General features: G+C 43.3%; 25 protein-coding genes. 1 reads left to right on the forward strand and 24 read right to left on the reverse strand.

Annotated features, from left to right (window positions below; translation table 11 throughout):
- Positions 1–216: 216 nt before the first annotated feature.
- The gene (locus tag VKA52_RS16080; protein WP_326316423.1) at positions 217–1566 is read right to left on the reverse strand and encodes an aspartate kinase; all 1350 of its coding nucleotides are present in this window, start codon (positions 1564–1566) and stop codon (positions 217–219) included.
- Positions 1567–1773: 207 nt separating this feature from the next.
- Here VKA52_RS16080 and VKA52_RS16085 point away from each other — a divergent pair, with 207 nt between their 5' ends.
- The gene (locus VKA52_RS16085) at positions 1774–2055 is read left to right on the forward strand and encodes a hypothetical protein (RefSeq protein ID WP_326316424.1); all 282 of its coding nucleotides are present in this window, start codon (positions 1774–1776) and stop codon (positions 2053–2055) included.
- Between the two features lie 40 nt (positions 2056–2095).
- On the opposite strand, the gene spo0A is transcribed toward VKA52_RS16085, so the two are convergent.
- From spo0A to spoIIIAA, 23 genes are all read right to left on the reverse strand, one after another.
- Positions 2096–2875 (reverse strand): sporulation transcription factor Spo0A, encoded by a 780-nt coding sequence (gene spo0A, locus VKA52_RS16090; protein ID WP_160914906.1) that lies wholly within the window; start codon positions 2873–2875, stop codon positions 2096–2098.
- A gap of 237 nt (positions 2876–3112) precedes the next feature.
- Entirely contained in the window at positions 3113–4363 is a 1251-nt protein-coding gene (gene spoIVB / locus VKA52_RS16095) for a SpoIVB peptidase (protein WP_326316425.1), read from the reverse strand.
- Between the two features lie 234 nt (positions 4364–4597).
- Positions 4598–6319, reverse strand: coding sequence for a DNA repair protein RecN (gene recN / locus VKA52_RS16100; RefSeq protein ID WP_326316426.1), 1722 nt, complete (start codon positions 6317–6319; stop codon positions 4598–4600).
- A gap of 16 nt (positions 6320–6335) precedes the next feature.
- The gene (ahrC, locus tag VKA52_RS16105) at positions 6336–6785 is read right to left on the reverse strand and encodes a transcriptional regulator AhrC/ArgR (RefSeq protein WP_089651776.1); all 450 of its coding nucleotides are present in this window, start codon (positions 6783–6785) and stop codon (positions 6336–6338) included.
- Positions 6786–6848: 63 nt separating this feature from the next.
- Entirely contained in the window at positions 6849–7673 is an 825-nt protein-coding gene (locus VKA52_RS16110; protein ID WP_160914910.1) for a TlyA family RNA methyltransferase, read from the reverse strand.
- A gap of 5 nt (positions 7674–7678) precedes the next feature.
- Entirely contained in the window at positions 7679–9571 is a 1893-nt protein-coding gene (dxs, locus tag VKA52_RS16115) for a 1-deoxy-D-xylulose-5-phosphate synthase (RefSeq protein WP_326316427.1), read from the reverse strand.
- 18 nt (positions 9572–9589) lie between these two features.
- Positions 9590–10189 carry a hypothetical protein gene (locus VKA52_RS16120; protein ID WP_160914914.1) on the reverse strand — a complete coding sequence of 200 codons (600 nt, stop codon included), beginning with the start codon at positions 10187–10189 and terminating at the stop codon, positions 9590–9592.
- A gap of 705 nt (positions 10190–10894) precedes the next feature.
- Positions 10895–11773 carry a polyprenyl synthetase family protein gene (locus VKA52_RS16125; RefSeq protein WP_326316428.1) on the reverse strand — a complete coding sequence of 293 codons (879 nt, stop codon included), beginning with the start codon at positions 11771–11773 and terminating at the stop codon, positions 10895–10897.
- A 3-nt stretch (positions 11774–11776) separates the two neighbouring features.
- Positions 11777–12019: an exodeoxyribonuclease VII small subunit gene (locus tag VKA52_RS16130; RefSeq protein ID WP_442788854.1), complete on the reverse strand. Its 243-nt coding sequence runs from the start codon at positions 12017–12019 to the stop codon at positions 11777–11779.
- A complete protein-coding gene (gene xseA / locus VKA52_RS16135; RefSeq protein WP_160914918.1) occupies positions 12003–13355 on the reverse strand; it encodes an exodeoxyribonuclease VII large subunit in 1353 nt (450 codons plus the stop codon). The genes VKA52_RS16130 and xseA overlap by 17 nt, the downstream gene beginning before the upstream one ends.
- A gap of 11 nt (positions 13356–13366) precedes the next feature.
- A complete protein-coding gene (gene folD, locus VKA52_RS16140) occupies positions 13367–14218 on the reverse strand; it encodes a bifunctional methylenetetrahydrofolate dehydrogenase/methenyltetrahydrofolate cyclohydrolase FolD (protein ID WP_206945683.1) in 852 nt (283 codons plus the stop codon).
- A 22-nt stretch (positions 14219–14240) separates the two neighbouring features.
- Positions 14241–14618: a transcription antitermination factor NusB gene (nusB, locus tag VKA52_RS16145; RefSeq protein ID WP_326316430.1), complete on the reverse strand. Its 378-nt coding sequence runs from the start codon at positions 14616–14618 to the stop codon at positions 14241–14243.
- 160 nt (positions 14619–14778) lie between these two features.
- Positions 14779–15186, reverse strand: coding sequence for an Asp23/Gls24 family envelope stress response protein (locus VKA52_RS16150; protein WP_160914924.1), 408 nt, complete (start codon positions 15184–15186; stop codon positions 14779–14781).
- A gap of 15 nt (positions 15187–15201) precedes the next feature.
- Positions 15202–16560, reverse strand: coding sequence for an acetyl-CoA carboxylase biotin carboxylase subunit (gene accC, locus VKA52_RS16155; protein WP_160914925.1), 1359 nt, complete (start codon positions 16558–16560; stop codon positions 15202–15204).
- A gap of 16 nt (positions 16561–16576) precedes the next feature.
- Entirely contained in the window at positions 16577–17086 is a 510-nt protein-coding gene (accB, locus tag VKA52_RS16160; protein ID WP_326316431.1) for an acetyl-CoA carboxylase biotin carboxyl carrier protein, read from the reverse strand.
- A gap of 437 nt (positions 17087–17523) precedes the next feature.
- The gene (locus tag VKA52_RS16165; protein ID WP_160914929.1) at positions 17524–18075 is read right to left on the reverse strand and encodes a SpoIIIAH-like family protein; all 552 of its coding nucleotides are present in this window, start codon (positions 18073–18075) and stop codon (positions 17524–17526) included.
- Positions 18076–18087: 12 nt separating this feature from the next.
- Positions 18088–18717, reverse strand: a complete 630-nt coding sequence (gene spoIIIAG, locus VKA52_RS16170; protein WP_326316432.1) for a stage III sporulation protein AG — start codon at positions 18715–18717, stop codon at positions 18088–18090.
- A complete protein-coding gene (spoIIIAF, locus tag VKA52_RS16175) occupies positions 18710–19312 on the reverse strand; it encodes a stage III sporulation protein AF (RefSeq protein WP_326316433.1) in 603 nt (200 codons plus the stop codon). Before spoIIIAF ends, spoIIIAG begins: the two co-directional genes overlap by 8 nt.
- A gap of 10 nt (positions 19313–19322) precedes the next feature.
- Positions 19323–20489 carry a stage III sporulation protein AE gene (gene spoIIIAE / locus VKA52_RS16180; protein WP_160914935.1) on the reverse strand — a complete coding sequence of 389 codons (1167 nt, stop codon included), beginning with the start codon at positions 20487–20489 and terminating at the stop codon, positions 19323–19325.
- A 19-nt stretch (positions 20490–20508) separates the two neighbouring features.
- Positions 20509–20901, reverse strand: a complete 393-nt coding sequence (spoIIIAD, locus tag VKA52_RS16185; RefSeq protein WP_160914936.1) for a stage III sporulation protein AD — start codon at positions 20899–20901, stop codon at positions 20509–20511.
- 3 nt (positions 20902–20904) lie between these two features.
- Positions 20905–21111: a stage III sporulation protein AC gene (gene spoIIIAC / locus VKA52_RS16190; protein WP_008637060.1), complete on the reverse strand. Its 207-nt coding sequence runs from the start codon at positions 21109–21111 to the stop codon at positions 20905–20907.
- A 37-nt stretch (positions 21112–21148) separates the two neighbouring features.
- A complete protein-coding gene (gene spoIIIAB, locus VKA52_RS16195) occupies positions 21149–21658 on the reverse strand; it encodes a stage III sporulation protein SpoIIIAB (protein ID WP_160914938.1) in 510 nt (169 codons plus the stop codon).
- A complete protein-coding gene (gene spoIIIAA / locus VKA52_RS16200) occupies positions 21603–22580 on the reverse strand; it encodes a stage III sporulation protein AA (RefSeq protein WP_160914940.1) in 978 nt (325 codons plus the stop codon). Before spoIIIAA ends, spoIIIAB begins: the two co-directional genes overlap by 56 nt.
- Between the last annotated feature and the right edge of the window lie 631 nt (positions 22581–23211).

The raw sequence follows: 23211 nt of genomic DNA on the forward strand, positions 1-23211 counted from the left end.
TTCTTTCTTATTGAGCAAACGCTCTTTATACTTGAAGACTCAGTTTCGGGATGTTTTTGGTTTCGTTCCCTGTGTTGAGCGTCAGCGGCGGTCGCTCCTGCGGAAAGCGAGCTATTCCCTGCAGCCCCCATCTACTCACCAAAGAATCAAAATCAAGTCTTTAAAAACCCTGCCATATTCTATAATAACTTCCCTCACCAATAAAAGTTAAGCTACCTATTCAAAAAACGTTCGATACAACGACTGGACAGCTTTGCCTAAGCTTTCGGACTTGACCCCGAACATCATCGAAACTTCCGAAGATCCTTGGTTAATCATTTCAATGTTAACCTCTGCTTCGCGGAAAGCTACGGCTGCCCGGCTGGCGATACCAATCGTTTGGTTCATCCCTTCCCCTACAATCATAATCATCGCCATTTCCCTTTCTATCAAGACCGTATCTACTTCCAATTCATCTTTTATCCGCCTCACGACTTTCTCCTCTTTTTCAGGAGGGAGCTGATGTTCACGAATGACGACGGACATGTCATCGATTCCGGAAGGCGCGTGTTCAAAAGATACTTCTTCATCTTCTAAAATCTGAAGCAGTCTGCGACCAAATCCGATCTCACGGTTCATTAAGTATTTACTCACATATAAGTTCAAAAAACCATCATCACTTGCTATACCTACCACATGACTTTCTCTTTCAGGTAGATCAGCCACAATCATCGTTCCAGGAGCCGCAGGATTATTTGTGTTTTTTATGCAGACAGGAATCTTTTCTTTAAATGCAGGAATCAGAGCTTCATCATGAAAGATGGAGAAGCCTGCATAGGAAAGCTCACGCATTTCTCTGTAAGTCAATGAAGTCAGCTCTTTTGGTTGATCTACGAACATCGGATTGACGCAATAGACCGAATCAACATCCGTAAAGTTTTCATACAGATCTGCTTTTAACCCTGCTGCAACAATGGAACCGGTAATATCTGATCCTCCGCGTGAGAATGTTACCAATTCTCCTTCAGGTGTAAACCCAAAAAATCCAGGAATGACTAAGATTTCGTTTCGATGCCTTAAGCTATACAATTTTTCAAAGCTTTCTTCTAACACCAACGCCCCGCCAGGTTGGTCCCGGACGAGAATCCCCGCCTCTTTGGGGTTCACATACGATGCATCCGTACCCATCTTTTGCAAATAAGCACTTACAATATGAGCGGAACCATCCTCTCCACAAGCTTTTAAAGCATCAAGTGCATGCACAGAACCATCTTTCACCAACTTAATGGCCTCATCAATTTTATCCTTCACTTGTTCTGCTACATGAAAGGAGAGATTCAACTCCTCTGTCATCGATTGAAAACGATCAATGATTTTTTTATAGACGGCCTCATCCATCTGGTCCATCTGTATGGATGTACCTAATGCAATGAGGAGGTCCGTCACTTTTTCATCTTCACTATGACGTTTTCCCGGTGCTGACACCACAACCACACGGCGATCATCATCCAAATCAATAATATTCTTTACTTTTTTAATCTGCCCGGCATCTGCAAGAGAACTGCCTCCGAATTTTACGACTTTCATTGATACAACACCCCATTAGAGAACGAAAGTAATTAATAATTAAGAATTGTATCACAAAAGGGGAGCAAAATTGAATAATTTTTAGAAAAAAATCAGTTGAACGACGAAATTTGACGGAAACATGGGAATTTTTACATTTATTCTACAAATTTGTTACATCTTTTGGTATTTTTAGATATGATGGATGATAAGAGGAAGGGTGGTTCTATGGTTTTAACAAGGGATGGTTTTGGGGGATGCAGGTATTATCCCGAAAATAGCGAATTATCCATACTATGTACATATGAAGATCAAGGACACACCTTTGTCATTATTCAATACCTGGACCTTCCTTTCAGTTACCGGCTAATCAATAGAGACGGCATATTTTTATTAGAGGAAGAGCTTTTCAATTTCTTGGATAACCATATTGACGACATTGATGCAGGTATATATGAAGATGTTACTCTTGCCCAAGAGATCACTAAATTGATGAAAACACAAAAATAAAAGCACGAAAGATGTTTTTACATCTCTCGTGCTTTTTCGTTTAACTCGCTTTATGTTCCAAACGAAGGCGGTCCGCCACCATGGCGATGAATTCGCTGTTTGTCGGTTTTGCTTTTGTATTGGAGATTGTATAACCGAAGAGAGAAGAAATCGCATCGATATTTCCTCTATTCCAGGCTACTTCAATGGCATGCCGGATGGCACGTTCCACACGGGATGCTGTTGTGTTATATTTCGTTGCAATGTCGGGATAAAGGACTTTTGTAATGGAACCTAGAAGTTCAAGATCATGGTAGACCATTGTTATGGCTTCCCTTAAATACTGATACCCTTTAATGTGTGCAGGTACTCCCACTTCATGAATAATGTGAGTAATACTTGTATCAAGATCAGGCTTTTTCGATTTGGTTGAGGTGTAACTGTTCCCCAGTGCACGATTAATCGGATCACCGGCGTGTTTAATTTGACGAACCTGCTCGCCAAGATGGTCAAGGTCGAATGGTTTCATCATGAAATAAGCTGCTCCAAGTTCCACCGCTTTCTTCGTGACTTCTTCCTGACCGAAAGCCGTCAACATAATAACCTCAGGATGCTTGTCCATATCTTTTAATTTATTCAACACAGCAAGACCGTCTAAATGAGGCATAATGATATCCAATATTAGGACGTCCGGTTTCTTCTCCTCAACCATTTGAAGACAATCTTTTCCGTTATAGGACGTGCCCACAACATCAATATCCGACGCATCATCAAAATATTCCTCAAGTAGCTTTACAAGCTCACGGTTATCATCAGCAAGACAGACTCGAATCTTTTCCATTTATTTTCCTCCTTACAAAATAGTCCTTCTTTTTTCCGTAATACACATATTCGACATCCAGGAATTTAACCCTCTTTTATTATAACAAAAAAATTTCAATATTTGAGATTATCTTGAAAATGCTTTAAAATACTCACGAATTCGCATATATTCGACATCCCTAATCATCTTTTGTCGAATTTTGTCGAATATAAATTATTGAAAGGTATAAAAAAGAAGAGCCTTAGGTAGGCTCTTCTAACTTGCTTTTTGCTTATTGGCATGATCTTCGTATAATTCTATTCCGGCTTCTTGTAGCATCCACTCAATGTGTACACCATACCCACTGGTTGGGTCATTGACAAACACATGGGTGACTGCACCAATGATTTTTCCATTTTGAATAATCGGGCTTCCACTCATTCCCTGGACAATCCCGCCTGTTTTATCGAGAAGTTCAGGGTCTGTGATTTTGACAATCATCCCTTTTGTTACTGCGGATTTTTTCGGCATGTTACTGACGATTTCCACATCAAAGGTCTGCATTTCTTCACCATCTAACACAGTCATAATCTGCGCAGGTCCTTCTTCGACTTCTTCTGCAAATCCGACAGGGACACCTTTAGGATACGTTTCATTCTCCATATCCCCATCCAATTCACCAAAAATTCCGAAAGGCGTATTTTTCGTTATAGTGCCTAAACGGTCATCGCGCAACGAAAACTTCGCTTTTTTCTCACCGGGAATTCCCTGGCTTCCTTTTTCTATAGAAGTTACGTGGGAGCGAACAATCGTGCCTTCATGGATTTCAATAGGCTTCTTCGTATCCATATCCGAAATTACATGGCCAAGAGCTCCATATTTCTTTGTTTCCGGATCATAAAATGTCATTGTCCCTATACCTGCAGCCGAATCACGAATATAGAGACCGATTTGGTATTCCTTTTCTTGGGCGTTAAAAACAGGGGTTAAAGAGGTTGAAATCATCTCTTTCCCTCGTTTGATCTTTAGTTCTATGGGTTTCTCCGCCTCGCCAGACTTTTTGACGATGGTGGAGAGCTCTTCCATACTATTGAGTTCTTCTCCGTTCCCTTCAAGGAGAATGTCACCAACTAGGACATTCGCTTCCTCCCCTGGTGATTTTTTCGTCTCTGTTTCTCCATTTACTAAATGGTGGCCGACGACGAGAACTCCTTTTGTATGCAATTCAACACCCACCGACTGTCCGCCAGGGATCAAACGGATATCACGCATCTGAGTGACATCTGTTTTCTTAAGCGGCACTCCAGCGAACTCATAAAAAACTTGGTGATCATCAGTGGATGAAAATGCAGTCAACGCTTCTGTCTCTTCCAATTCAGTAAGGGCTTCTGATTCATTGGATGCGCTGATTTTTACATCGGTAGGGATGGACAGATAATCATGAACAGGGGCGATCAAAGGTAAAATGAGCATGAACAGCAGGAGAACGGAACCGCATATATATTTAAATGTCTGTTGATCTTTCACGGGTTCACACTCCTTATCACTCCAGTACCAACTAAATGGCTTACTTATAATGTGGTCTTCCATAAGCTTTTTTAAACGAGCATAATCACAGTAATTATAGTACCCTTTCCCTTCTGTAGAAACATTCTCCAACGTATATGTAAAGATTGGAATATCCAATGAAATTTTGTGGAGACTAAGAATACATAAAGAAAGCGTATGGATTTTACATCCATACGCTTATCCTTTGTTCATTTATCTTTTCTTATGTTTATCAGCCATGAGGAGCAATTCACGTGCATGTTCCACCGTTGTTTCTGTAAGCTCTGCACCTGTAATCATCCTGGATATTTCATCCGCTTTTTCATCATATGTCAATTCTTTTGCTGCTGTATGAGTTCGATCATTATCTACTCTTTTCTCAATTCTTACGTGAGTGTCGGCCATAGCAGCCACTTGTGGGAGGTGTGAGATGCACAAGACTTGTGAACCTTCCGATATCCCGTAGATTTTTTCAGCAATTGCCTGGGCTACTCGACCGCTTACGCCTGTATCTACTTCATCGAAAATCACACTCGTAACGCCTTGGTGACGAGAAAATATTCGCTTCAAAGCAAGCATAATCCGTGACATTTCTCCCCCCGATGCAACCTTATGTAATTCTTTTAATGGTTCTCCTGGATTTGTAGTAATTAGAAATTTAACGATATCTATACCATTAGGGAGCAGTTGTACGGGATGCCCATCAAGCTCAGGATCAGAGTCACGCCCTTCTTTCAAGTTGATATCAACAGCAAAAGATGCTTTTTCTAAATATAAATCCCTGAGTTCTTCATGGATATATTCTGATAAAGTGACCGCTGAATTTGTTCTGATATCGTGAAGGGTTTTCGCCTCCATTACGGCATCCTGACCAAGCTCATGGATTTCACTTTCCATCTTATTCAAATGAGAATCCTTATTTTTAATCTCATCAATTTCTTCTTCAATCCTTGACGCGTATTGAAGCATATCATCGACCGTAGCTCCATACTTCTTTTTCAAACGGTTCAACTCGTTTAAACGTGATTCAATTTGATTTAAGCGTTCAGGATCAAATTCAAGCGCTGCCATTTGATTGCTTAATTGGAAGGTCAATTCTTCAATAATATAGTAGGAATTCGACATTTCTTCAGAAAGCTTGCTCAGTTCGTCATCCACGTCTGCTGTGCTCTCAAGCGATGTCATGGCATGGCTCAGCCAGTCCAAGCCTTTTTGCTCCCCATATAAGGAATAATAAGCATCATGGATTCCTTGATAAATCTTTTCATAATTCATCAGCTTTTTTCGCTCTTCTGAAAGTTCATCATCTTCCAATGGCTGCATTTCGGCTTCTTGCAGTTCTCTCAGTTGAAACTCAAGCAAATCCAACCGTTGTGCCATCTCCTGCTCATTTTCGCTCAATTCCTTGTAACGCTTTTTCAGTACACGGTATTTGTCATATACCCGATGATATTCTTCCAAAGAAGACTTCATATCGTCCGAAAAAATATCGAGCAGCTCGATGTGACGGTCCGGATCCATGAGTGATTGTGTTTCATGCTGACTATGGATGTCGATTAAAGAATGACCGAATTCTTTCATGATGGCTAGTGTAACCAATTTCCCATTCACCCGGCAAATGCTTTTTCCTTGATGGGTGATGGTGCGTTGCAGGACGACCATTCCATCTTCATCAATATCCACACCGAATTCTTCACCCACTTTATGAATGGGATGATTGGTTCCAACAGTGAACAATCCTTCAATCTCCGCTTTTTTTGTTCCATGACGCACGAACTCGACAGACCCTCGTCCACCAGATAGCAGTTGAATGGCATCGATAATGATCGATTTACCCGCACCTGTTTCCCCTGTGAGTACGGTGAGACCCTCTTTGAACGTAATTGAAATTCGATCAATGATTGCAAAATCACGAATAGACAATTCTGTTAGCATGAAACTTTCACCTCAGTTATAGCATATTGAGCAGCTGCTCACTAATCGTTTCTGTTTGTTCTGCACTGCGGCAAATGATCAAGCATGTATCATCCCCGCAAATCGTACCCATGATCTCATCCCACTCTAAATTGTCGACGAGTGCACCTACCGCATTCGCGTTTCCTGGAAGAGTTTTTAGAATAATGAAATGACCCGCTCGATCGATGCTCACAAAGGCGTCCATCATCAAGCGTTTCAGTTTTTCAAAAGGATTAAAACGCTGATCTGCCGGCAGGCTGTACTTATAACGTCCATCCATCATCGGTACTTTCACAAGGTGCAATTCTTTAATATCCCTTGAAACTGTAGCTTGAGTAACATTATAGCCCATACCCTTTAATCGATCGACTAACTCATCCTGGGTTTCAATGTCGTCATTCGTAATCAATTCCCTGATTTTGATATGACGTTGTCCTTTGTTCATGACCATCCTCCGTTTCCAGTCCTTCCATAAGAAAAGGGCTTTTCATAAGCCCTTTTACGTTCATTATGCGTTTTTACGATGCGCTTCATGCGCTTCTTCTACAACCGCCCCGATATTGATTCCTTCGGAGATCCCAGCTGGTCCTTCCTCTTTCAAACGTAAATGGACGAGGAATTCGATATTCCCATCACCGCCTGTAATCGGCGAAAAAGTGAGTCCATGTACAGAATAGCCGTGATGAGTTGCGAAATCAAGAATATTCTCAATCACCTGTCTATGTATGGACGGGTCTTTGATAATTCCTTTTTTTCCTACCTGCTCACGTCCAGCCTCAAACTGAGGTTTGATTAAGGCTACAACATCGCCTTCCTGGTCTAAAAGTGTCGCCAGTACGGGTAGAATGATTCGTAACGAAATAAAGGAAACATCAATAGAAGCAAATTGCGGCTGTCCTTCTGACAAATCGTCTTTCGTCACGTACCTGAAATTGGTCCTTTCCATAACAATGACTTGTTCATGGTTACGAAGACGCCAATCCAACTGGTTATAACCGACATCAATTGCATAACTGAGCTTGACTCCATTTTGCAGACCACAATCTGTAAAACCACCGGTTGACGAACCGATATCCACCATCACTTTATCCTGGACGGAGAGATCGAAAACTTTTAAAGCTTTCTCAAGCTTCAGTCCTCCCCTGCTCACATAAGGAATAGCTTTACCCTTGACTGTGAGCTCAGCGTTTTCCTCGATTTTTTGGCCAGGCTTATCCAGGCGGACTTGATTATGAAAAACAAGCCCTGCCATAATGGTCCGCTTCGCCTTTTCCCGTGTTTCCGCGTACCCTTTTTCTACTAACAATACATCTAGTCTTACTTTTCTTCCCATAAAATTTAAGCCCTTTGCTGTTTATTCGGTATCATTTGCTTTAAATTCTGCTCGATGTGATCGGTGGTCAATCCAATTTCTTCCCAAAGCTTTTGGACACTGCCGTGTTCGATGAAGCGATCCGGCACACCCATACGCTTAATCCACTGTGAGGAGTAGTCATTTTCTTCTGCAAACTCTAAAACGCTTGAACCGAATCCACCTTGAAGGACACCTTCTTCTACAGTAAGGATTGGGAGACCAGCTTTCATGATGTCATGAAGCATGGCATCATCCAATGGCTTGATGAATCGCGCATTCACGACTTTTACGGAACGGCCATCCTTTTCCATTTTTTCACTAGCTTCAAGAGCCATATCAATGGTCGTACCAAAGGTTAGGATTACAGCATCCTTTCCTTCTTTTAAGACTTCCCAGCTTCCTATAGGAATGATTTCCGCCTGGTCATCTGTTTGTACACCTTTTGCATTGCCCCTTGGATAACGTATCGCAAATGGACCATCATCATAATGAGTGGCTGTGTGAACAAGGTGTTGCGCTTCATTTTCGTCTTTAGGCATGGAAATCACGAAATTCGGAACAGAGCGTAGAAATGCGATATCGAAGACACCCTGATGTGTCTCACCATCAGCTCCTACTAATCCCGCTCGATCGATTCCGAAAATCACATTCAATTTTTGTCTTGCTACATCATGGACGACCTGGTCATATCCTCTTTGTAAAAAGGTGGAATAGATAGCCAAAAATGGTTTCATACCCTGTGTTGCAAGACCGGCAGACATGGTCGTTGCATGCTGTTCAGCTATGCCCACATCAAAGAGACGATCCGGAAACTCTTCACCGAATTTCTCCAGTTTAGATCCAAGAATCATTGCTGGTGTTACGGCAACGATTCGATCATCTTTCCTTGCTTCTTTGCTTAAAGCATCACTGATAACAGAACTCCACGCAGGTGGAGCATCCACAGGTTTTATTTTTTCACCGGACTCCATCTTATATGGTCCTACCCCGTGCCATTTGTCTTTCACGTCACTCTCTGCCGGATGATAGCCTTTTCCTTTTTGTGTCATCACATGAACGATAACAGGTCCGTCCGTCTTTTTCGCGTAATTCAAATTCTCGATGAGATCATCAAAATCATGACCATCTACAGGGCCATAGTACGTAAAACCAAGCTCTTCAAAGAACATACCAGGGACAACAAAATATTTCATGCTGTCCTTCAACCGTTCAGCAGCCTGTGCAATTCTTCCTCCTACAGCAGGAATTTTCTTTAATACCCACTCAAGGTCGTCTTTTACGCGATGGTATTTCCCAGCGCTTCTCATTCTTCCCAGCGCACCGTGAAGAGCCCCCACATTTTTAGCGATCGACATTTCGTTGTCATTAAGGATAACGGTTACATTCTTCTTCTCATGTCCAATATGGTTCAAGGCTTCTAAAGCCATTCCACCTGTAAGTGCTCCATCACCGATGATCGGTAAAATGGAATGCTTTTCTTTTTTCAAATCTCTGGCAATGGCCATTCCCATCGCTGCAGATAAGGATGTGGAACTGTGGCCCGTCTCCCAGACATCATGTTCACTTTCGTCGCGTTTCGGGAAGCCGCAAAGTCCTTTATACTGGCGGAGGGTTTCGAATTGACCACCACGTCCAGTCAAAATCTTATGGATATAGGATTGGTGCCCCACGTCCCATAAAAAACGGTCTTCCGGGCTTTTATATACTTTATGAAGAGCGAGGGTCAACTCAACGACTCCGAGGTTCGCGCCAAGGTGTCCTCCTGTTGTGGCAAGGTTTTCAATGAGAAACTGCCTCGTTTCATCTGCCAATTGCTCTAGTTGGTTTGTATTCATATCCTTCAGAATTGAAGGGTCTTTAATTTTACACAGATCCATTGAAGGACCCCCTTGTATTTATCTTGATTTTTTAGTGGACGACGGCGCACTTGTTACTATTCTAACTTTCAGTCGCTTTTCTAACCATGAAATGACCTTTGCAGCGAAGAAAATAATATCCGTCGACTTATTGATGGCAAAAAATTTCCCTAGCGCTTTTCCACCGACAGTAAGTGCAGCTACAATACTTGTCAGGATCACAGATATTACGATTTGGACTGTTGATCCATCACTATAGCCGAAGTTATTGGCCAGTTGGATGACCACGACCGCAGATGCCGTACCACTAACTATACCAGATATATCCCCTATTACGTCATTACAGAAACTTGCAAATCGATCCGCATTTCTGACTATAGCAATCGCTTCTTTAGCCCCGTTCACCTTTTCAGACGCCATCGCATGGAAAGGCTGCTCCTGTGCAGCGGTTGCTGCGATACCCAGCATGTCGAAAACGACACCCGTAAAGACGATAAGGAACACAAGGACGAGTCCGATGATCCATACGACACCACTTAAAACGGAAGAAGATATAACTGAAAAAATAGCCGCTAACACGAATGTGATAACGGCGATACTCAAACTGAATTTTAAAGATTTTTTTAATTTGTTATCCATATATACCCTCTATATCACTAAATTGACGTGTCTTATGTAAGGAAAGGAATGGTCATGATTTAAGTAAAAATTGCGGCTTAGGTCTAGTAGGTTTTCCCAGTCGAGTACCGAATGTCACCATCCTGGCGGTTCCCCTTTAAACTCGACTCAGCCCCGTCTCCGGCAGCTGGACTAGATTGCCACTTAGTCCGCACTATAATTCCTAAATCATGTCCTTGGAACAGTCTAGGGGATTTCCCCGACAGCCTTTAGCCGTTCCTTAGCCTCTTTTGCAGTTCTGATTTCATATAGTTTCTGCACCAGCACCTCAGTGGCCATCTGAAGCTGCATGATGTTCACTGACTATAATCCCCTCAAGAACCACTCAAGGCAGGCTACGCTGCGCATATAGATGTTACTCCATATGCTGCAGGTTCATACCCCATTTCATAACAGCATCTGGCTCAGATGCCATTACAATAATGGGCCTCCGCGGAAGCAGGGTCAACGCCCACATGCCTTTGTGGATCGCCCTGCGACCTTAACTCCCAGCATCGACCCAAGGCTGGGCGCCTCAAGCCAACACAAGGAACTTCATCGATGTGCCCTTCGGCGGATTTTTAGGCCCGCCTTCAGGAACGGAGGGCCGACTAGAATACTGCACCATTCCTTCTGTAATGATAATATATCACATATTGTCACGTGGCTCAATCGAAATCATTCACGTCAATGATCACGATTGCTTAAATAGTGTATGAGCTCAGAAAGAGTGGTTCCCTCTACTCCTGCATTTTTAAGAGCTTGCTGTGCCTTTTGGACGTATCTATCCTTTTGTGCTATAGCTCCACCTAATCCCAGAAGCTTGGGGTAAGTGCTTTTATGGTTGCCTTCATCACTTCCTGCAGGCTTACCGATAACCTCCGAATCACCAGTGACATCAAGAATGTCATCTTGAATTTGGAAAACAAGACCCAGGGCTTCAGCCATCTCGGTCATTTCTTCTAGTACTTCTGCTGACGCTCCGCCTAAATACGCTCCAGCGAGGATAGAGAACCTCAGCAATTGCCCTGTTTTATTTCTATGAATATGTTCAAGGGCCTCTAAAGAGATTTCAGTACCTTCACTGAGCATGTCCTGCATTTGACCTTCAACCATACCTCTCGCACCGCTGGCTTTCGTCAATTCTCTGACTAAAAAGACCCGCTCAGCATCACTTAAACCCGCATCTTCAGTAATCACCTGTGAACTCAGCGTCAATAGTGCATCTCCTGCAAGGATTGCGGTTGCTTCATCGAAGCGCTTGTGATTCGTTGGTTTTCCTCGTCTTAAATCATCATCGTCCATGGCAGGTAGATCGTCATGAATCAGGGAGTAGGTATGGACCATTTCAAGGGCTGAGGCTACTCCTATCACTTTCTCTTCAGGAACACGAAAAGCTTGTGCTGTGGCCATTAATAAGATAGGGCGCAGCCTTTTTCCTCCCGCGTGAATGGAATATAACATGGAATCCTGAAGACGCCCTGAAACCGTATAGTCGCGCACAAGCATTTCCAGCTGCTGATTAATTCGTTGTCTATTTTCTGTAAGATATTCAGCTAAATGCACGTTTCAGTCTTCCTCCTGGACAGAGAACGCTTCCAACTCTCCGTGTTCATTCATGATCTGCTGCATTTGAGTCTCCACATTTCCAAGCTTTTCACTGCAAAGCTTGGAGAGCTTCATACCTTCCTGATAATACTGGATCGCTTTTTCCAAAGGAACTTCTCCTGTTTCTAACTTCTCAACGATTTCTTCGAGTTGTTTCATCGCTTCCTCAAAACTGATGGTTTCCTGCTTATCTGTCATTTTCATCCTCCTTTACCTCCGTTACGTGACAATCAACGATTCCGTCTTGCATTTTCAAGGAAAGGGATTGACCTTTTGTAATCTCAGAAGTACTTTTTATGACGTCTCCTGCTGAATTAAAGGGAACAGCGAAGCCTCGCTTCATAATGTCTAAGGGATTGACTAAGGTCAGTTTATCGACATTCGTATAGAAGCGTTCCTTTTTTTGCTGAAAAAGGGACTCAAACCGCTTCTGCAATTGTTTCTTTTGGCGTTCCAGAGATTCTGCACCTTCTTTAATCTTCAATTCCGGGCCTTGCTGTCGTAACCTTCGAGCCATGTTCCCCCACTGAACATGGCTCGCTTGATGGAGGTGCTTCATTTGGATTGCCATACGTTCAATAATCCGATCCAAATCCTGCTCTTTTTGCTTCATCATCTGTTCAGGATATTTAAAAGCATATGATTTTTTCAGACGTTCCAATTGCTGCTTGGCCTCTGTCTTTCTCACTTCCATTACCCTATGTAGACGATGATCCATAGACTTGACCTGATCCTTCAACTCTACAATGGACGGAACAGCAATTTCAGCAGCTCCTGTAGGAGTCGCTGCCCTTACATCTGCCACAAAATCACTGATGGTCGTGTCAGTTTCATGACCCACAGCTGAGATGATGGGAATTTCAGAGTCCGCGATCGCTCTGGCAACCACCTCTTCATTAAACCCCCATAAATCTTCAATAGAACCACCGCCCCTGCCAACAATAAGCACATCAACATCCATTTTTTCGTTCGCATATTGAATAGCATTGACAACAGAAGAGGCCGCTCGCTCACCTTGGACAAGGACAGGCAAAACTGTGACAGGTACGATAGGATAACGCCTTTTTATCGTTGTCATGATATCCCGTACAGCTGCTCCCGTCGGAGAAGTAATGACACCAATGTGTTTTGGGTATGTAGGGAGAGGCTTTTTACGTTCAAGTGAAAATAAGCCCTCTTTTTCCAATCGTTCCTTTAATTGCTCAAAAGCGTAATAAAGGGCTCCGATCCCGTCGGGTTGCATTTCTTTAATATACAACTGATATTGTCCCATAGGTTCATAAACATTGATTTCCCCTTTAACGAGGACATTCATACCATTTTCAGGAATGAATTTCAGGGACCGGTTGTTCCCAGCAAACATAACAGACTGAATTCGAGCCTGGTCATCTTTTAAGGAAAGATACATATGCCCTCGGCTGTGGTGTTTGAAATTCGAAATTTCTCCTCTGAGCCAAACCGTTTTCAAATGCGGATCCCCTGAAAGTTTACGTTTAATGTACTTCGTTAGTGCCGTAACGCTCAAGTACTGATCCTGCATACCCATCCTCCTTACTGATTATGAATTCGCTTAGCAGCTTTAATCGTATTATGGAGGAGCATAGTGATAGTCATTGGACCTACACCCTTAGGAACGGGAGTGATATGGGAAGCTACTTCTTTCGCAGACTCAAAGTCCACATCCCCTGTCAGCTTACCATCCACACGGTTAACTCCAACATCGATCACAACCGCTCCTTCTTTGATATCCTCGCCAGAGATCAAGGAAGGTTTACCTGCAGCAACGATAAGAATATCTGCCTGCTTCGTGTGTGACTGCAAATGTTTAGTACGGGAGTGACAATGGGTAACGGTTGCGTTTTCGTTAAGCAGTAATTGACCTACAGGTTTCCCTACCAGGTTACTTCGACCAATGATGACCACATGCTTCCCTTCAAGCTTAATGTCTGCGCGTTTAAGCATGACAAGGATTCCATAAGGTGTACATGGATAAAAGGTGTCCTGGCCTGTCATCATTTTTCCGACATTCGCCGGATGAAATCCATCCACATCTTTATCTGGATGGATGGCTTCAATGATTTTCTGGTCAGAAATATGGTCAGGTACTGGTAACTGAACAAGAATTCCATGAACAGTATGGTCCTGGTTTAACTTTTCAATCAAGTCCAGCAGTTCTCGTTCGGAAGTTTCTACTGGTAATTCAATCAGATCAGAATCCATACCGATTTTCTCGGAAGCGCGCTGCTTTCCTTTTACGTAAGACATGGAAGCAGGATCTTCACCTAAGATGACAACGACCAGTTTCGGGCGAATATCTTTTGTATGCAGTTCACTCACTTCATTTTTCATTTCTTGACGCAGATCTTCTGCCAGTTGTTTTCCATAGATCACTTCTGCTGACATATCCCATTTCCCCCTTATTTGTTTAAACCATTTTAGATAATACGCCGTTCACAAACTTACCGGATTCTTCTTCTCCGAAAATTTTTGCGAGCTCTATCGCTTCATTTATCGCTACTTGCGAAGGGACGTCTTCTTTGTATTTCATTTCGTAGGCTGCCATTCGCAGGACAGTCTTCTCTACTTTGGCTAACCGTGGGAACGTCCAATTGTCAAGATTGTCAGAAATCCACTGATCCAACTCTTCTCGATTTTGGATGACTCCATGTACAAGATCATATAAAAACTCGTCCACTTCCTGGCCTTCGATTACATGAGCAATGGCCTCATCGGTTTCAATATCACTCGTAATCGTTTGAAAAAGCGCCTGGAAAGCTTTTTCACGTGCTGTGCGTCGTTTCATCTTCATTCTCCTTTAAGGTAATATCCGTTAGAATAATAACATTTTAGCTTGATAAAAGCCATTGTAATCAGGTGATAGCAAAATTTTGCCGCTCATCAAATCGAAAGGGCCAGGAGTAAAACAAAAAATCAGAAAGGGGTCTCCCCCTTTCTGATTACTCTTACAATTCTTCTACTTCCACTTCTTCCTCTTTCCCTGTTTCCATTTGTACGCCGACAATGTGGACATTGATTTCATTAATATCAAGTGCTGTCATGTTTTTAAGCGCCTGCCTTGTGTTGTCCTGAATTTTCTGTGCCGTGTCAGGTATGGAAATTCCATAATCCATGACTACATAAGCATCAATCAAGACACCATTCTCAGTGAGCTCCACCTTCACGCCTTTTCCGTGGTTCTTCTTACCACCAAGACGCTCAGCTACGCCTGATGCGAAATTGCCCCTCATCGAAGCAACACCAGCCACTTCTGAAACAGCAATTCCAGCGATCACTTCAATGACTTCAGGAGCAATCTCGATGTTACCTAATGTCGATCCATCTGTCACATTCAACAATTGCTTATCACTCACAATGACCACTCCTTTTTATGATTCATCCTTCATTATAGTATATTTCTCTAAAAACTTTGTGTTAAAGTCTCCGCCAACAAATACTTCATGTTCCATCATCCGTTGGTGGAAAGGAATTGTAGTATGAACCCCTTCAATGACGAATTCATCAAGGGCACGCTTCATCCGGCGAATCGCTTCATCTCTATCACGACCATACGTAATCAGCTTAGCGACCATAGAATCATAATAAGGCGGGATCATGTAGCCAGGATACGCTGCTGAGTCCACTCTGACACCCAGACCTCCAGGAGGAAGGTACATATCGATTTTACCCGCTGAAGGCATAAAGTTTTTGTGAGGGTTTTCTGCATTGATCCTGCATTCAATGGACCAGCCTTCGAATTCAATCTCTTCCTGTTTGAAAGAAAGTTCATTGTTGTCTGCAATTAATAACATTTCTTTAATCAAATCAACACCTGTAACCATTTCCGTAACCGGGTGCTCCACCTGAATTCTTGTATTCATTTCCATGAAGTAGAAAGAATCATCTTCTTTGTCATAGATGAACTCAACGGTACCCGCACCTGAATAGTTGACGGCAAGAGCTGCTTTTACTGCTGCATCTCCCATTTTCGCACGCATTTCCTCCGTGATCGCTGGAGACGGCGTTTCCTCAATCAACTTCTGAAGGCGGCGTTGAATGGTACAGTCCCTTTCACCAAGGTGTACGGCGTTACCATGGTTATCGGCAAGTACTTGAATTTCGACGTGGCGGAAATCTTCAATGAACTTTTCGATATAGACGCCAGGGTTACCGAAAGCTGTCTCTGCTTCCTGCTGCGTCATACGAATTCCTTTTTTCAAGTCTTCTTCGTTGCGGGCTACACGAATACCTTTACCGCCCCCGCCTGCTGTTGCCTTGATAATGACTGGGTAACCGATCTCTTCAGCTACTTTCAGCCCTTCCTCTTCATCCTTGATAATACCTGATGAACCAGGAACAACCGGTACCCCTGCTTCTCTCATCGTTTCACGAGCGACGTCCTTCGTCCCCATCTTTTGAATGGCGTAAGAGGATGGCCCAATGAAAGTAATATTACACTCTTCACACATCTCAGCGAACTCTGCATTTTCCGAAAGGAAGCCGTATCCTGGATGGATCGCATCTGTCTCCGTCAATGTAGCCAGGCTCATAATGTTCGTGTAATTCAAATAACTATCTTTACTGAGCGTCGGTCCAACACAATACGCTTCATCAGCCATCTGAACGTGCAACGCTTCTTTATCAGCTTCGGAATAAACCGCTACCGTTTCAATCCCCATCTCTTTACAAGCGCGGATGACACGCACAGCGATTTCTCCTCTGTTTGCTATCAGAACTTTTTTAATCAACGTCTCAAACCCCCGTTTACTTGGACTTCACACGGAACAACGGCTGACCATATTCCACTAGTTCACCGTCTTTAACGAGAATCTCAACGATTTCCCCTGATACTTCCGCTTCAATCTCATTAAATAATTTCATCGCTTCAACGATACAGACGACGGAATCTTCTTTAACTGAGTCTCCGACTTTCACATAAACATCCTCTTCAGGTGAAGGAGATGCATAGAAAGTTCCGACCATCGGTGATTTCACCTCTGCATCGTAATCGGCACTACCTTGGGCTTTTGGAGCTTCGCTTTCAGCTGCTGCTTCTTTGACCTCTTGTTTAGGCGCTTGCTCGGCAGCTTCTTGTTTAGGCTCTGTTTTTGGTGGAGCTTGTACTGGCTGTTGGACTTGTACTGGTTCAGCAACAACCTGTCCCTGTGGCTTTTTCATGTGAACTTTAGTTCCGTTTGCTTCATAAGAAAACTCATCGATATTGGATTGATCAATCAATTTAATGATTTCTCTGATTTCTTGTACCTTTAGCATTTGTGGCACCCCTCTTATGTAAAGTTACTTTTTATAAACTGGTACTAATACCTCTTCATATTCTATTATACATTACCACCTCCCTGCAACTCGCTACAAGAATAACCTCCAGTAATATTCTGACAACTATCCCACAATAGCTCCCATTTCTGGAACGCTCAGTACCGATACTTTTGTCGAGTTGATGGGGGATGCGAGACTCTTGTTAGAATGGATGGGCCGGCAAGACCCCATAATGCGAAGAACGAGAAGGCTTGCCGTCATCTCCCCAGGAAAGTGAGTAGCTTCCCTGCCACTCATGACACTCCATACAGCAACGAACCACAAACATTCCGAAACTGAGTCTCCTACAATCCTGCCAGATAGCTTAATAAATGAAGATAAATGACAAAAAAGCCTCACTCCTTTTTTGAAGGAGTGAGGCTTCTGTTTTATTTTCAGCCTGCTGGCTGGAATTGTACTTGGACTTCTTTCTGTCCAAATTCGTCAGAGACCATTTGGATGATGTTGTTCGTTTCTGTTTTCGATAGTTCAGCCGCTTTCACCGTAACGTGGACGACATCATCTTCCGCTCTTACTAGTACATCATCATAGGATGCACTGGCACGGATGGTATTTTCGATGATGGATTCTTTGGATTGGTTTGCTTTGATTGTCTCCATTTTTTCTAAGGCTTCATTCTTCTCTTCTGTACTAAAATCACTGGAGGCAACGATTTCTGATAGCTGTTCTTGCATTTGATCCCGTTGATTTTGCATGTCGAGACGGATGGCGGAGAAAAGCTCATCAGTAGAAATCTGAGAGATGACTGTGCCATCGCCAGTAGTTTCTACCCCTTCCTCGCCAGCAGCATCTTCTGTAATCTCTGCCCATTCATCTTCCTGTATAAAGGCCATTTCACCATTGTCCGGGGAAGTCATGTAATATACGCTCAGCACAATCAAGAGACTCAACATTGTCAACAACCAAACCGTTTGTTTTTTAACCAAAGTAACCCCTCCTTATTGTTTAGGCAAAACAGAAATCCTGTGAGTCGGGACATCCAAAACTCTAGAGACAGCTTCCACCACCCACGCTTTCACCTGCATTTGATCGACCCCCGCAGCTGTTACGAAAACTCCGCTTACCTCCGGCTTAGATGTTTGCGTTAGCAGCGGAACCTCCCGATCGCCTTGGCGGACGAGAACTAGCTGCTGTTCTCTTGAATAATCCTCAATTTCACGTTCCCCTCCGTTCTTATCATTTTCCTTGGTTGTTTGTTTTCCGACGATTAAATTTTTATCGTACACTTTTTTATGTGTCGATGACAGGTTGATCATAATGTCCACAGCGGATACCCCTTGAATGTTTTCAAGAAGAGGCTTAAGCTGTTTTTCATACTCTTTTTCCAACTGGGAAATAGAGTCCGTCATTTCAGGAGTCTGTGCAGACGCTGCGTTCTCCCCGGCTTGACTTGGCACATTTCCTTCATCGAGGGCCGGTGAAGGAGAATCGCTCGGCTGGAACCAATTGCTTGTTAGAATTATCAACACTCCGATAATACCAATGGCGATTAAATACTTCGTCTTATTCAGCTTTCTCCCCTCTTTGTTAGATAGAGGTTCCGTCAGCTTGTTCCACCATTTATTCATCCTCATCCTCCCAGCGGATAATGATTTGTTCCTTGTTCAAGTCAAGATAGTCAGCGATCCATTTTAATAATTCTGGATCTTGTTTTTCTTCTTCTGTCTCCCCTTCTTCCATGATAGAGATCTCTACATCCTCGACCGACTGGGTCTGTTCATCACGTGAAAGTGTGAGGGTCAGCTTGTCCAACGTTTCTAAACTGTAAGGCTGTTGATGGAAGGTCATTTCAGCATTGACGAGAACCAGGTTTTGTTCTTCTTTCAATGGCGTTTCAATTTCAGCTGCAAGCGCCTGGGTAACTTGTTCTAATTTATATGCATCTTGTCCTTCGAGTATTTCATTTTTCTTTGCTTCTACATTTTCCTCAAATACTTCTGCGTCCATTTGTTGCTGCATGGTCTGGTCAGCGCGTTGTATAAGACTCTCAGGATCAATGTTTAAAATTTGTAAGAGTGGCCCCATAAAGATCAGTAGCAGCAGTATAGACATGACCAGACGGGCGTACTTCTTCATGACACCTGACGGGAGAAGAGCGTCTGCTACCATCGCCAATAAAAGAAAGAGAACAATCTTTGTGATCCACTCAATGAGATACTCCATATTCACCACCCTATCTGACCATCATCGTAATGTTACTAGCCGCCACCATAATAACGATAACAAGAAAGAACATCATAGAAACCATTAATAGTGCGGCAAAGATATAAAGAATATGCCTGCTGACAACGTCCATCGCCTGAATGATCGGCCCGTCCCCGAGTGGCTGAAGAAGAGCTGCAGCAATTTTGTAAATGAGAGCTATGGCTAACACCTTAATAGCTGGAAATATTGCGATTCCAAGTAATATGACCACTCCGGCAATCCCCAGGGTGTTTTTTAGTACAAGAGAAGCCCCAAGGATTGTATCCGTGGCATCCGTGAACAACCTCCCCACAACAGGAACAAAATTTCCGGTAACAAAACGAGCGGTTTTCATTGTAATCCCATCCTGTACCGCAGTCACTGTACCCTGAACAGATATCACACCAAGAAAGATAGTTAAAAACACGCCCATGATCGCCATCCCTGTTTTTCTTAGAAGTTCAGCCAGTTGATCTACTTTGTATGTCTCATTCAAACTTCCCACAATTAACAATAGAGCGGAGGAAGCAAACAATGGAATTAGTAAGTACTTGACCAGCAGGCCGCTTGATTGGACAAGAGCAATAATAATAGGGTGAAAAAAGGATATGGACATCAGGTGACTGAAGGAAGCCATGATTCCAAGAAGCAGAGGAATCAACCCAATCATGAAGCTGCTCATTCGTTCAATGGCCCCTAGTGTATATTCAATGACTTGCCTAAAACTCTCCAGTGCAAGCGTCAACAAAACAAGGTAAACCACCATGTATGCAATCTTACTGACTACAGAATCTTCAAATGCCGACTGCACTGAGTGAAGCAAAGTACTGAAAAGTGTTAAGAACAATAAGGAAGCAAGTAACTTTCCGTTGAAGAGGAGCTCATGGAAGAAGAATTCCAGTATTCCTGAAAACCAATCCGATGATTCAACTGAACTTTCACTTTGGATAAATTCACGAAAGTTATTCGTATGAAAATTGGGAAGATACTCTCCATACTGCTGGTTCAATTCATTCCAATTGTCCTCCAACTCTTCTGTAGATATATGATCGAGCATAGAAATATCAGGATCTGCAGGGGAGGGAGATGCAGCAACGATGATTGGAGAGTTCAAGCAACCGATCACAATTAGACAACACAACAACATCCGTTTCATGGCATCCCTCCCGTGTTTCCTATGCACCTGGAATGAAATTCAAAATGGTCTCGATCACAGCTGTTACAATCGGTATGGCAAGCATCAATATAAACAATTTCCCTGCTAATTCCACTTTAGAAGCCAGGGAGTTGAGCCCGGCATCTCGAATAAGTTGGGCTCCAAATTCTGCGATATAGGCAATGCCGATGATTTTCAAGATCGTCTTGAAATACATAGGTTCGACCTGAGCCTTTTCAGCCATGTAAGACAATAGTGCAAAGATATGCCTGACCTGATCAAGAATGGTTAAAAACAGGATGATGACCGTGAATAAAAGGAGAAGAAAAGCGACCGAAGATTTGTGTTCCTTTAATAGTAGAATCAACAGGGCCGCTACTAATCCTAGTGAAACAATTTGAATAATATCCATGGGTTACCCCTGATAAAGGAAAACAGACTTGATTTGCTGAAACAGATCAGCGAGCCTGTGGAGTACAATAAATAAGACAATGATGAAACCCGTCAAGGTCACAGCCTGTGCAATTTCTTCTTTACCCATCTGTTTCAGGATGCTGTGGATCATCGCGACAATAATACCTACACCAGCTATTTGGAATAATATCGTTGCATCTTGGAGCACAATGCCTCTTCCCCCTTTTGTAAAATGCCTATTCCTTCTAAATGATTAAAATAATGACAAGCAGCCCGCTTAATATCCCCATTCCTTTCGCCATCTTTTGATATTGATCGCCGACTTCCAGGGCATCATTCAGTTCGCGATCCAGGTGATGAATGGTTAGTTGGATCTGTTTTTGCTGCTGCTCCAGATCGTGCTGGCCAAGCGTTCTTCCAAACTGCATCAGTATTTCTAATTCGTTTTTCCCCATCGCGTTTAATGACCAGTGTTTCTTTAGCTGCTTCGACCACAAGGAATAGAAGTCATCCCAAACTCCATTTTCATTCAGAATACCTTCAAAAAACTGGTTAATGGGTTTCGGTAAATGTCTGGATAAATTCTCACACACTTCCAGCAACGAAGATTGTCCAAAAACCATCTCAGCTTCTATCATCTGTAAAGCGTTTTTCCATTGCCGAATATGCCCTGGACGCTTTTTGAAACGGGAAGCCATATCAAACCCTGCCCAGGTCGTAACGGTTAACACGATGACAGCCCCGATCCATTGCATTTGATTCCCTCCCCTTCCCATGGCCTAGTACTTCTCCCGATTGATCAAATACTGTCCATCTTCTTTCTTTCTGAGGAGACATCCGATCCAAGACAACATATCGTTGGAACACTTCCTCCTCCATCAACTGTTTTGCTGATGGACGTTTCCTGATTCCAGTAAAACTCTGACCATGAATACTGCATATAACTTCTACACCTGTATACGTCGCCTCACGGACAGCTTCGGCATCTTTCTGTCCACCTATTTCATCTACAATTAACACTTCTGGTGACATGGAACGAATCATCATCATCATGCCTTCCGCTTTAGGACAAGCATCCATCACATCTGTGCGGAACCCAACATCCAGTTGAGGGACTCCCTTCATGCTTGCTGCTATTTCGGAACGCTCGTCCACAATGGCGACTTTCGCTGCGCTGTATCCCTTTTGATCAGATCCAATGTAACGCGCCAATTCCCGAAGGAGTGTGGTTTTCCCTGAATGTGGAGGTCCGATAACCATCGTACTCATCCACCGCCCCGCTTGATAAAGGTATGGGATAAGAGGCTCCACATTCCCTGAAGTAGCTCTAGCAACCCTAATGTTCATAAATGATATGTGCTTTAGTGTTTCGACATGATCTTGATGGGTGTTCGTCTTTCCAGCCAAACCTACCCTGTGGCCACCCTCAATCGTAATGAAACCCTCTTTCAACTCTTCCTTAAAACGGTAGAGGGAGAACTGACTGATCTGGTTCAGGACGAAAGAGAGGTGATCAACAGTCATCACTACAGCCTCAATGGAATCATGACGATTATTTTCAAGAACCTCTATCGGACGACCAATCCTTAAACGGATCTCCTGCACACTCTTCCACTGGACCTCGCTTTTTAAGAGATGTTGGATAGAGGGTGGGAACAAACGTATAATCTCCTTCATCCTCTCCTACTCCTTTATTAGGTTTACTTCATATGTATGTGCTTCTTACAGGCTTATGACTGTGAAATGGTATAAAACTAGAAGATTTTGAGAGAGGAACTAGAGGGGTGATAGAGCAATTGATAGAAACTATTTACCACAATCATATTAAGCTATATGGCAGGATTGGTGAAAACTCAGTTTCGAGACTTTCCAGGGTTCGTTGCCCGGGTTGAGCGTCAGGGGTGGCTGGGAAGCTACTCGCTTTCCTGCGGGGATGACGGCAAGCCTTTCCCGCGGGAGTCTCGCAGCTTCCCAACCACCCCATTCAAAGAGGGGGTTAACGAAGCCCTTCACCAAAGTTGGATGGTCTTCCACTATCCCGGTTTTTGTAGGCATAAAACGCTCTGTATCAAGCTTTCAGGGTTCAAGTACCTCGGCTTGGGAGTATTATCCTTATACTCTCATCAAATAGAATAGCTGATTATTCATGAAGTGGTTTCGACACACTGATATAGCAAAGGGGCGGAGGGGAATGGCGAGACTCCTGCGGGAAAAAAGTGCAGGGTGAGACCCCACAGGACGCAGTCCGAGGAGGCTCACCGCGCTCCCGCGGAAAGCGAGCTATTCCCCGCAGCCCCCATCCACTCAA

Origin of the sequence: Halobacillus sp. HZG1 (genome assembly GCF_035818575.1) — a bacterium.
GTDB classification, from domain to species: Bacteria; Bacillota; Bacilli; order Bacillales; family Halobacillaceae; genus Halobacillus; species Halobacillus litoralis.

Coding starts and splice junctions, on each gene's coding strand:
- VKA52_RS16080 (WP_326316423.1), bottom strand. CDS start 1,566: ATGAAAGTCGTAAAATTCGGAGGCAGTTCTCTTGCAGATGCCGGGCAG.
- VKA52_RS16085 (WP_326316424.1), top strand. CDS start 1,774: ATGGTTTTAACAAGGGATGGTTTTGGGGGATGCAGGTATTATCCCGAA.
- spo0A (WP_160914906.1), bottom strand. CDS start 2,875: ATGGAAAAGATTCGAGTCTGTCTTGCTGATGATAACCGTGAGCTTGTA.
- recN (WP_326316426.1), bottom strand. CDS start 6,319: ATGCTAACAGAATTGTCTATTCGTGATTTTGCAATCATTGATCGAATT.
- ahrC (WP_089651776.1), bottom strand. CDS start 6,785: ATGAACAAAGGACAACGTCATATCAAAATCAGGGAATTGATTACGAAT.
- VKA52_RS16110 (WP_160914910.1), bottom strand. CDS start 7,673: ATGGGAAGAAAAGTAAGACTAGATGTATTGTTAGTAGAAAAAGGGTAC.
- dxs (WP_326316427.1), bottom strand. CDS start 9,571: ATGGATCTGTGTAAAATTAAAGACCCTTCAATTCTGAAGGATATGAAT.
- VKA52_RS16120 (WP_160914914.1), bottom strand. CDS start 10,189: ATGGATAACAAATTAAAAAAATCTTTAAAATTCAGTTTGAGTATCGCC.
- VKA52_RS16130 (WP_442788854.1), bottom strand. CDS start 12,019: ATGAAAATGACAGATAAGCAGGAAACCATCAGTTTTGAGGAAGCGATG.
- xseA (WP_160914918.1), bottom strand. CDS start 13,355: ATGCAGGATCAGTACTTGAGCGTTACGGCACTAACGAAGTACATTAAA.
- folD (WP_206945683.1), bottom strand. CDS start 14,218: ATGTCAGCAGAAGTGATCTATGGAAAACAACTGGCAGAAGATCTGCGT.
- nusB (WP_326316430.1), bottom strand. CDS start 14,618: ATGAAACGACGCACAGCACGTGAAAAAGCTTTCCAGGCGCTTTTTCAA.
- accB (WP_326316431.1), bottom strand. CDS start 17,086: ATGCTAAAGGTACAAGAAATCAGAGAAATCATTAAATTGATTGATCAA.
- spoIIIAG (WP_326316432.1), bottom strand. CDS start 18,717: ATGAATAAATGGTGGAACAAGCTGACGGAACCTCTATCTAACAAAGAG.
- spoIIIAF (WP_326316433.1), bottom strand. CDS start 19,312: ATGGAGTATCTCATTGAGTGGATCACAAAGATTGTTCTCTTTCTTTTA.
- spoIIIAE (WP_160914935.1), bottom strand. CDS start 20,489: ATGAAACGGATGTTGTTGTGTTGTCTAATTGTGATCGGTTGCTTGAAC.
- spoIIIAD (WP_160914936.1), bottom strand. CDS start 20,901: ATGGATATTATTCAAATTGTTTCACTAGGATTAGTAGCGGCCCTGTTG.
- spoIIIAB (WP_160914938.1), bottom strand. CDS start 21,658: ATGCAATGGATCGGGGCTGTCATCGTGTTAACCGTTACGACCTGGGCA.
- spoIIIAA (WP_160914940.1), bottom strand. CDS start 22,580: ATGAAGGAGATTATACGTTTGTTCCCACCCTCTATCCAACATCTCTTA.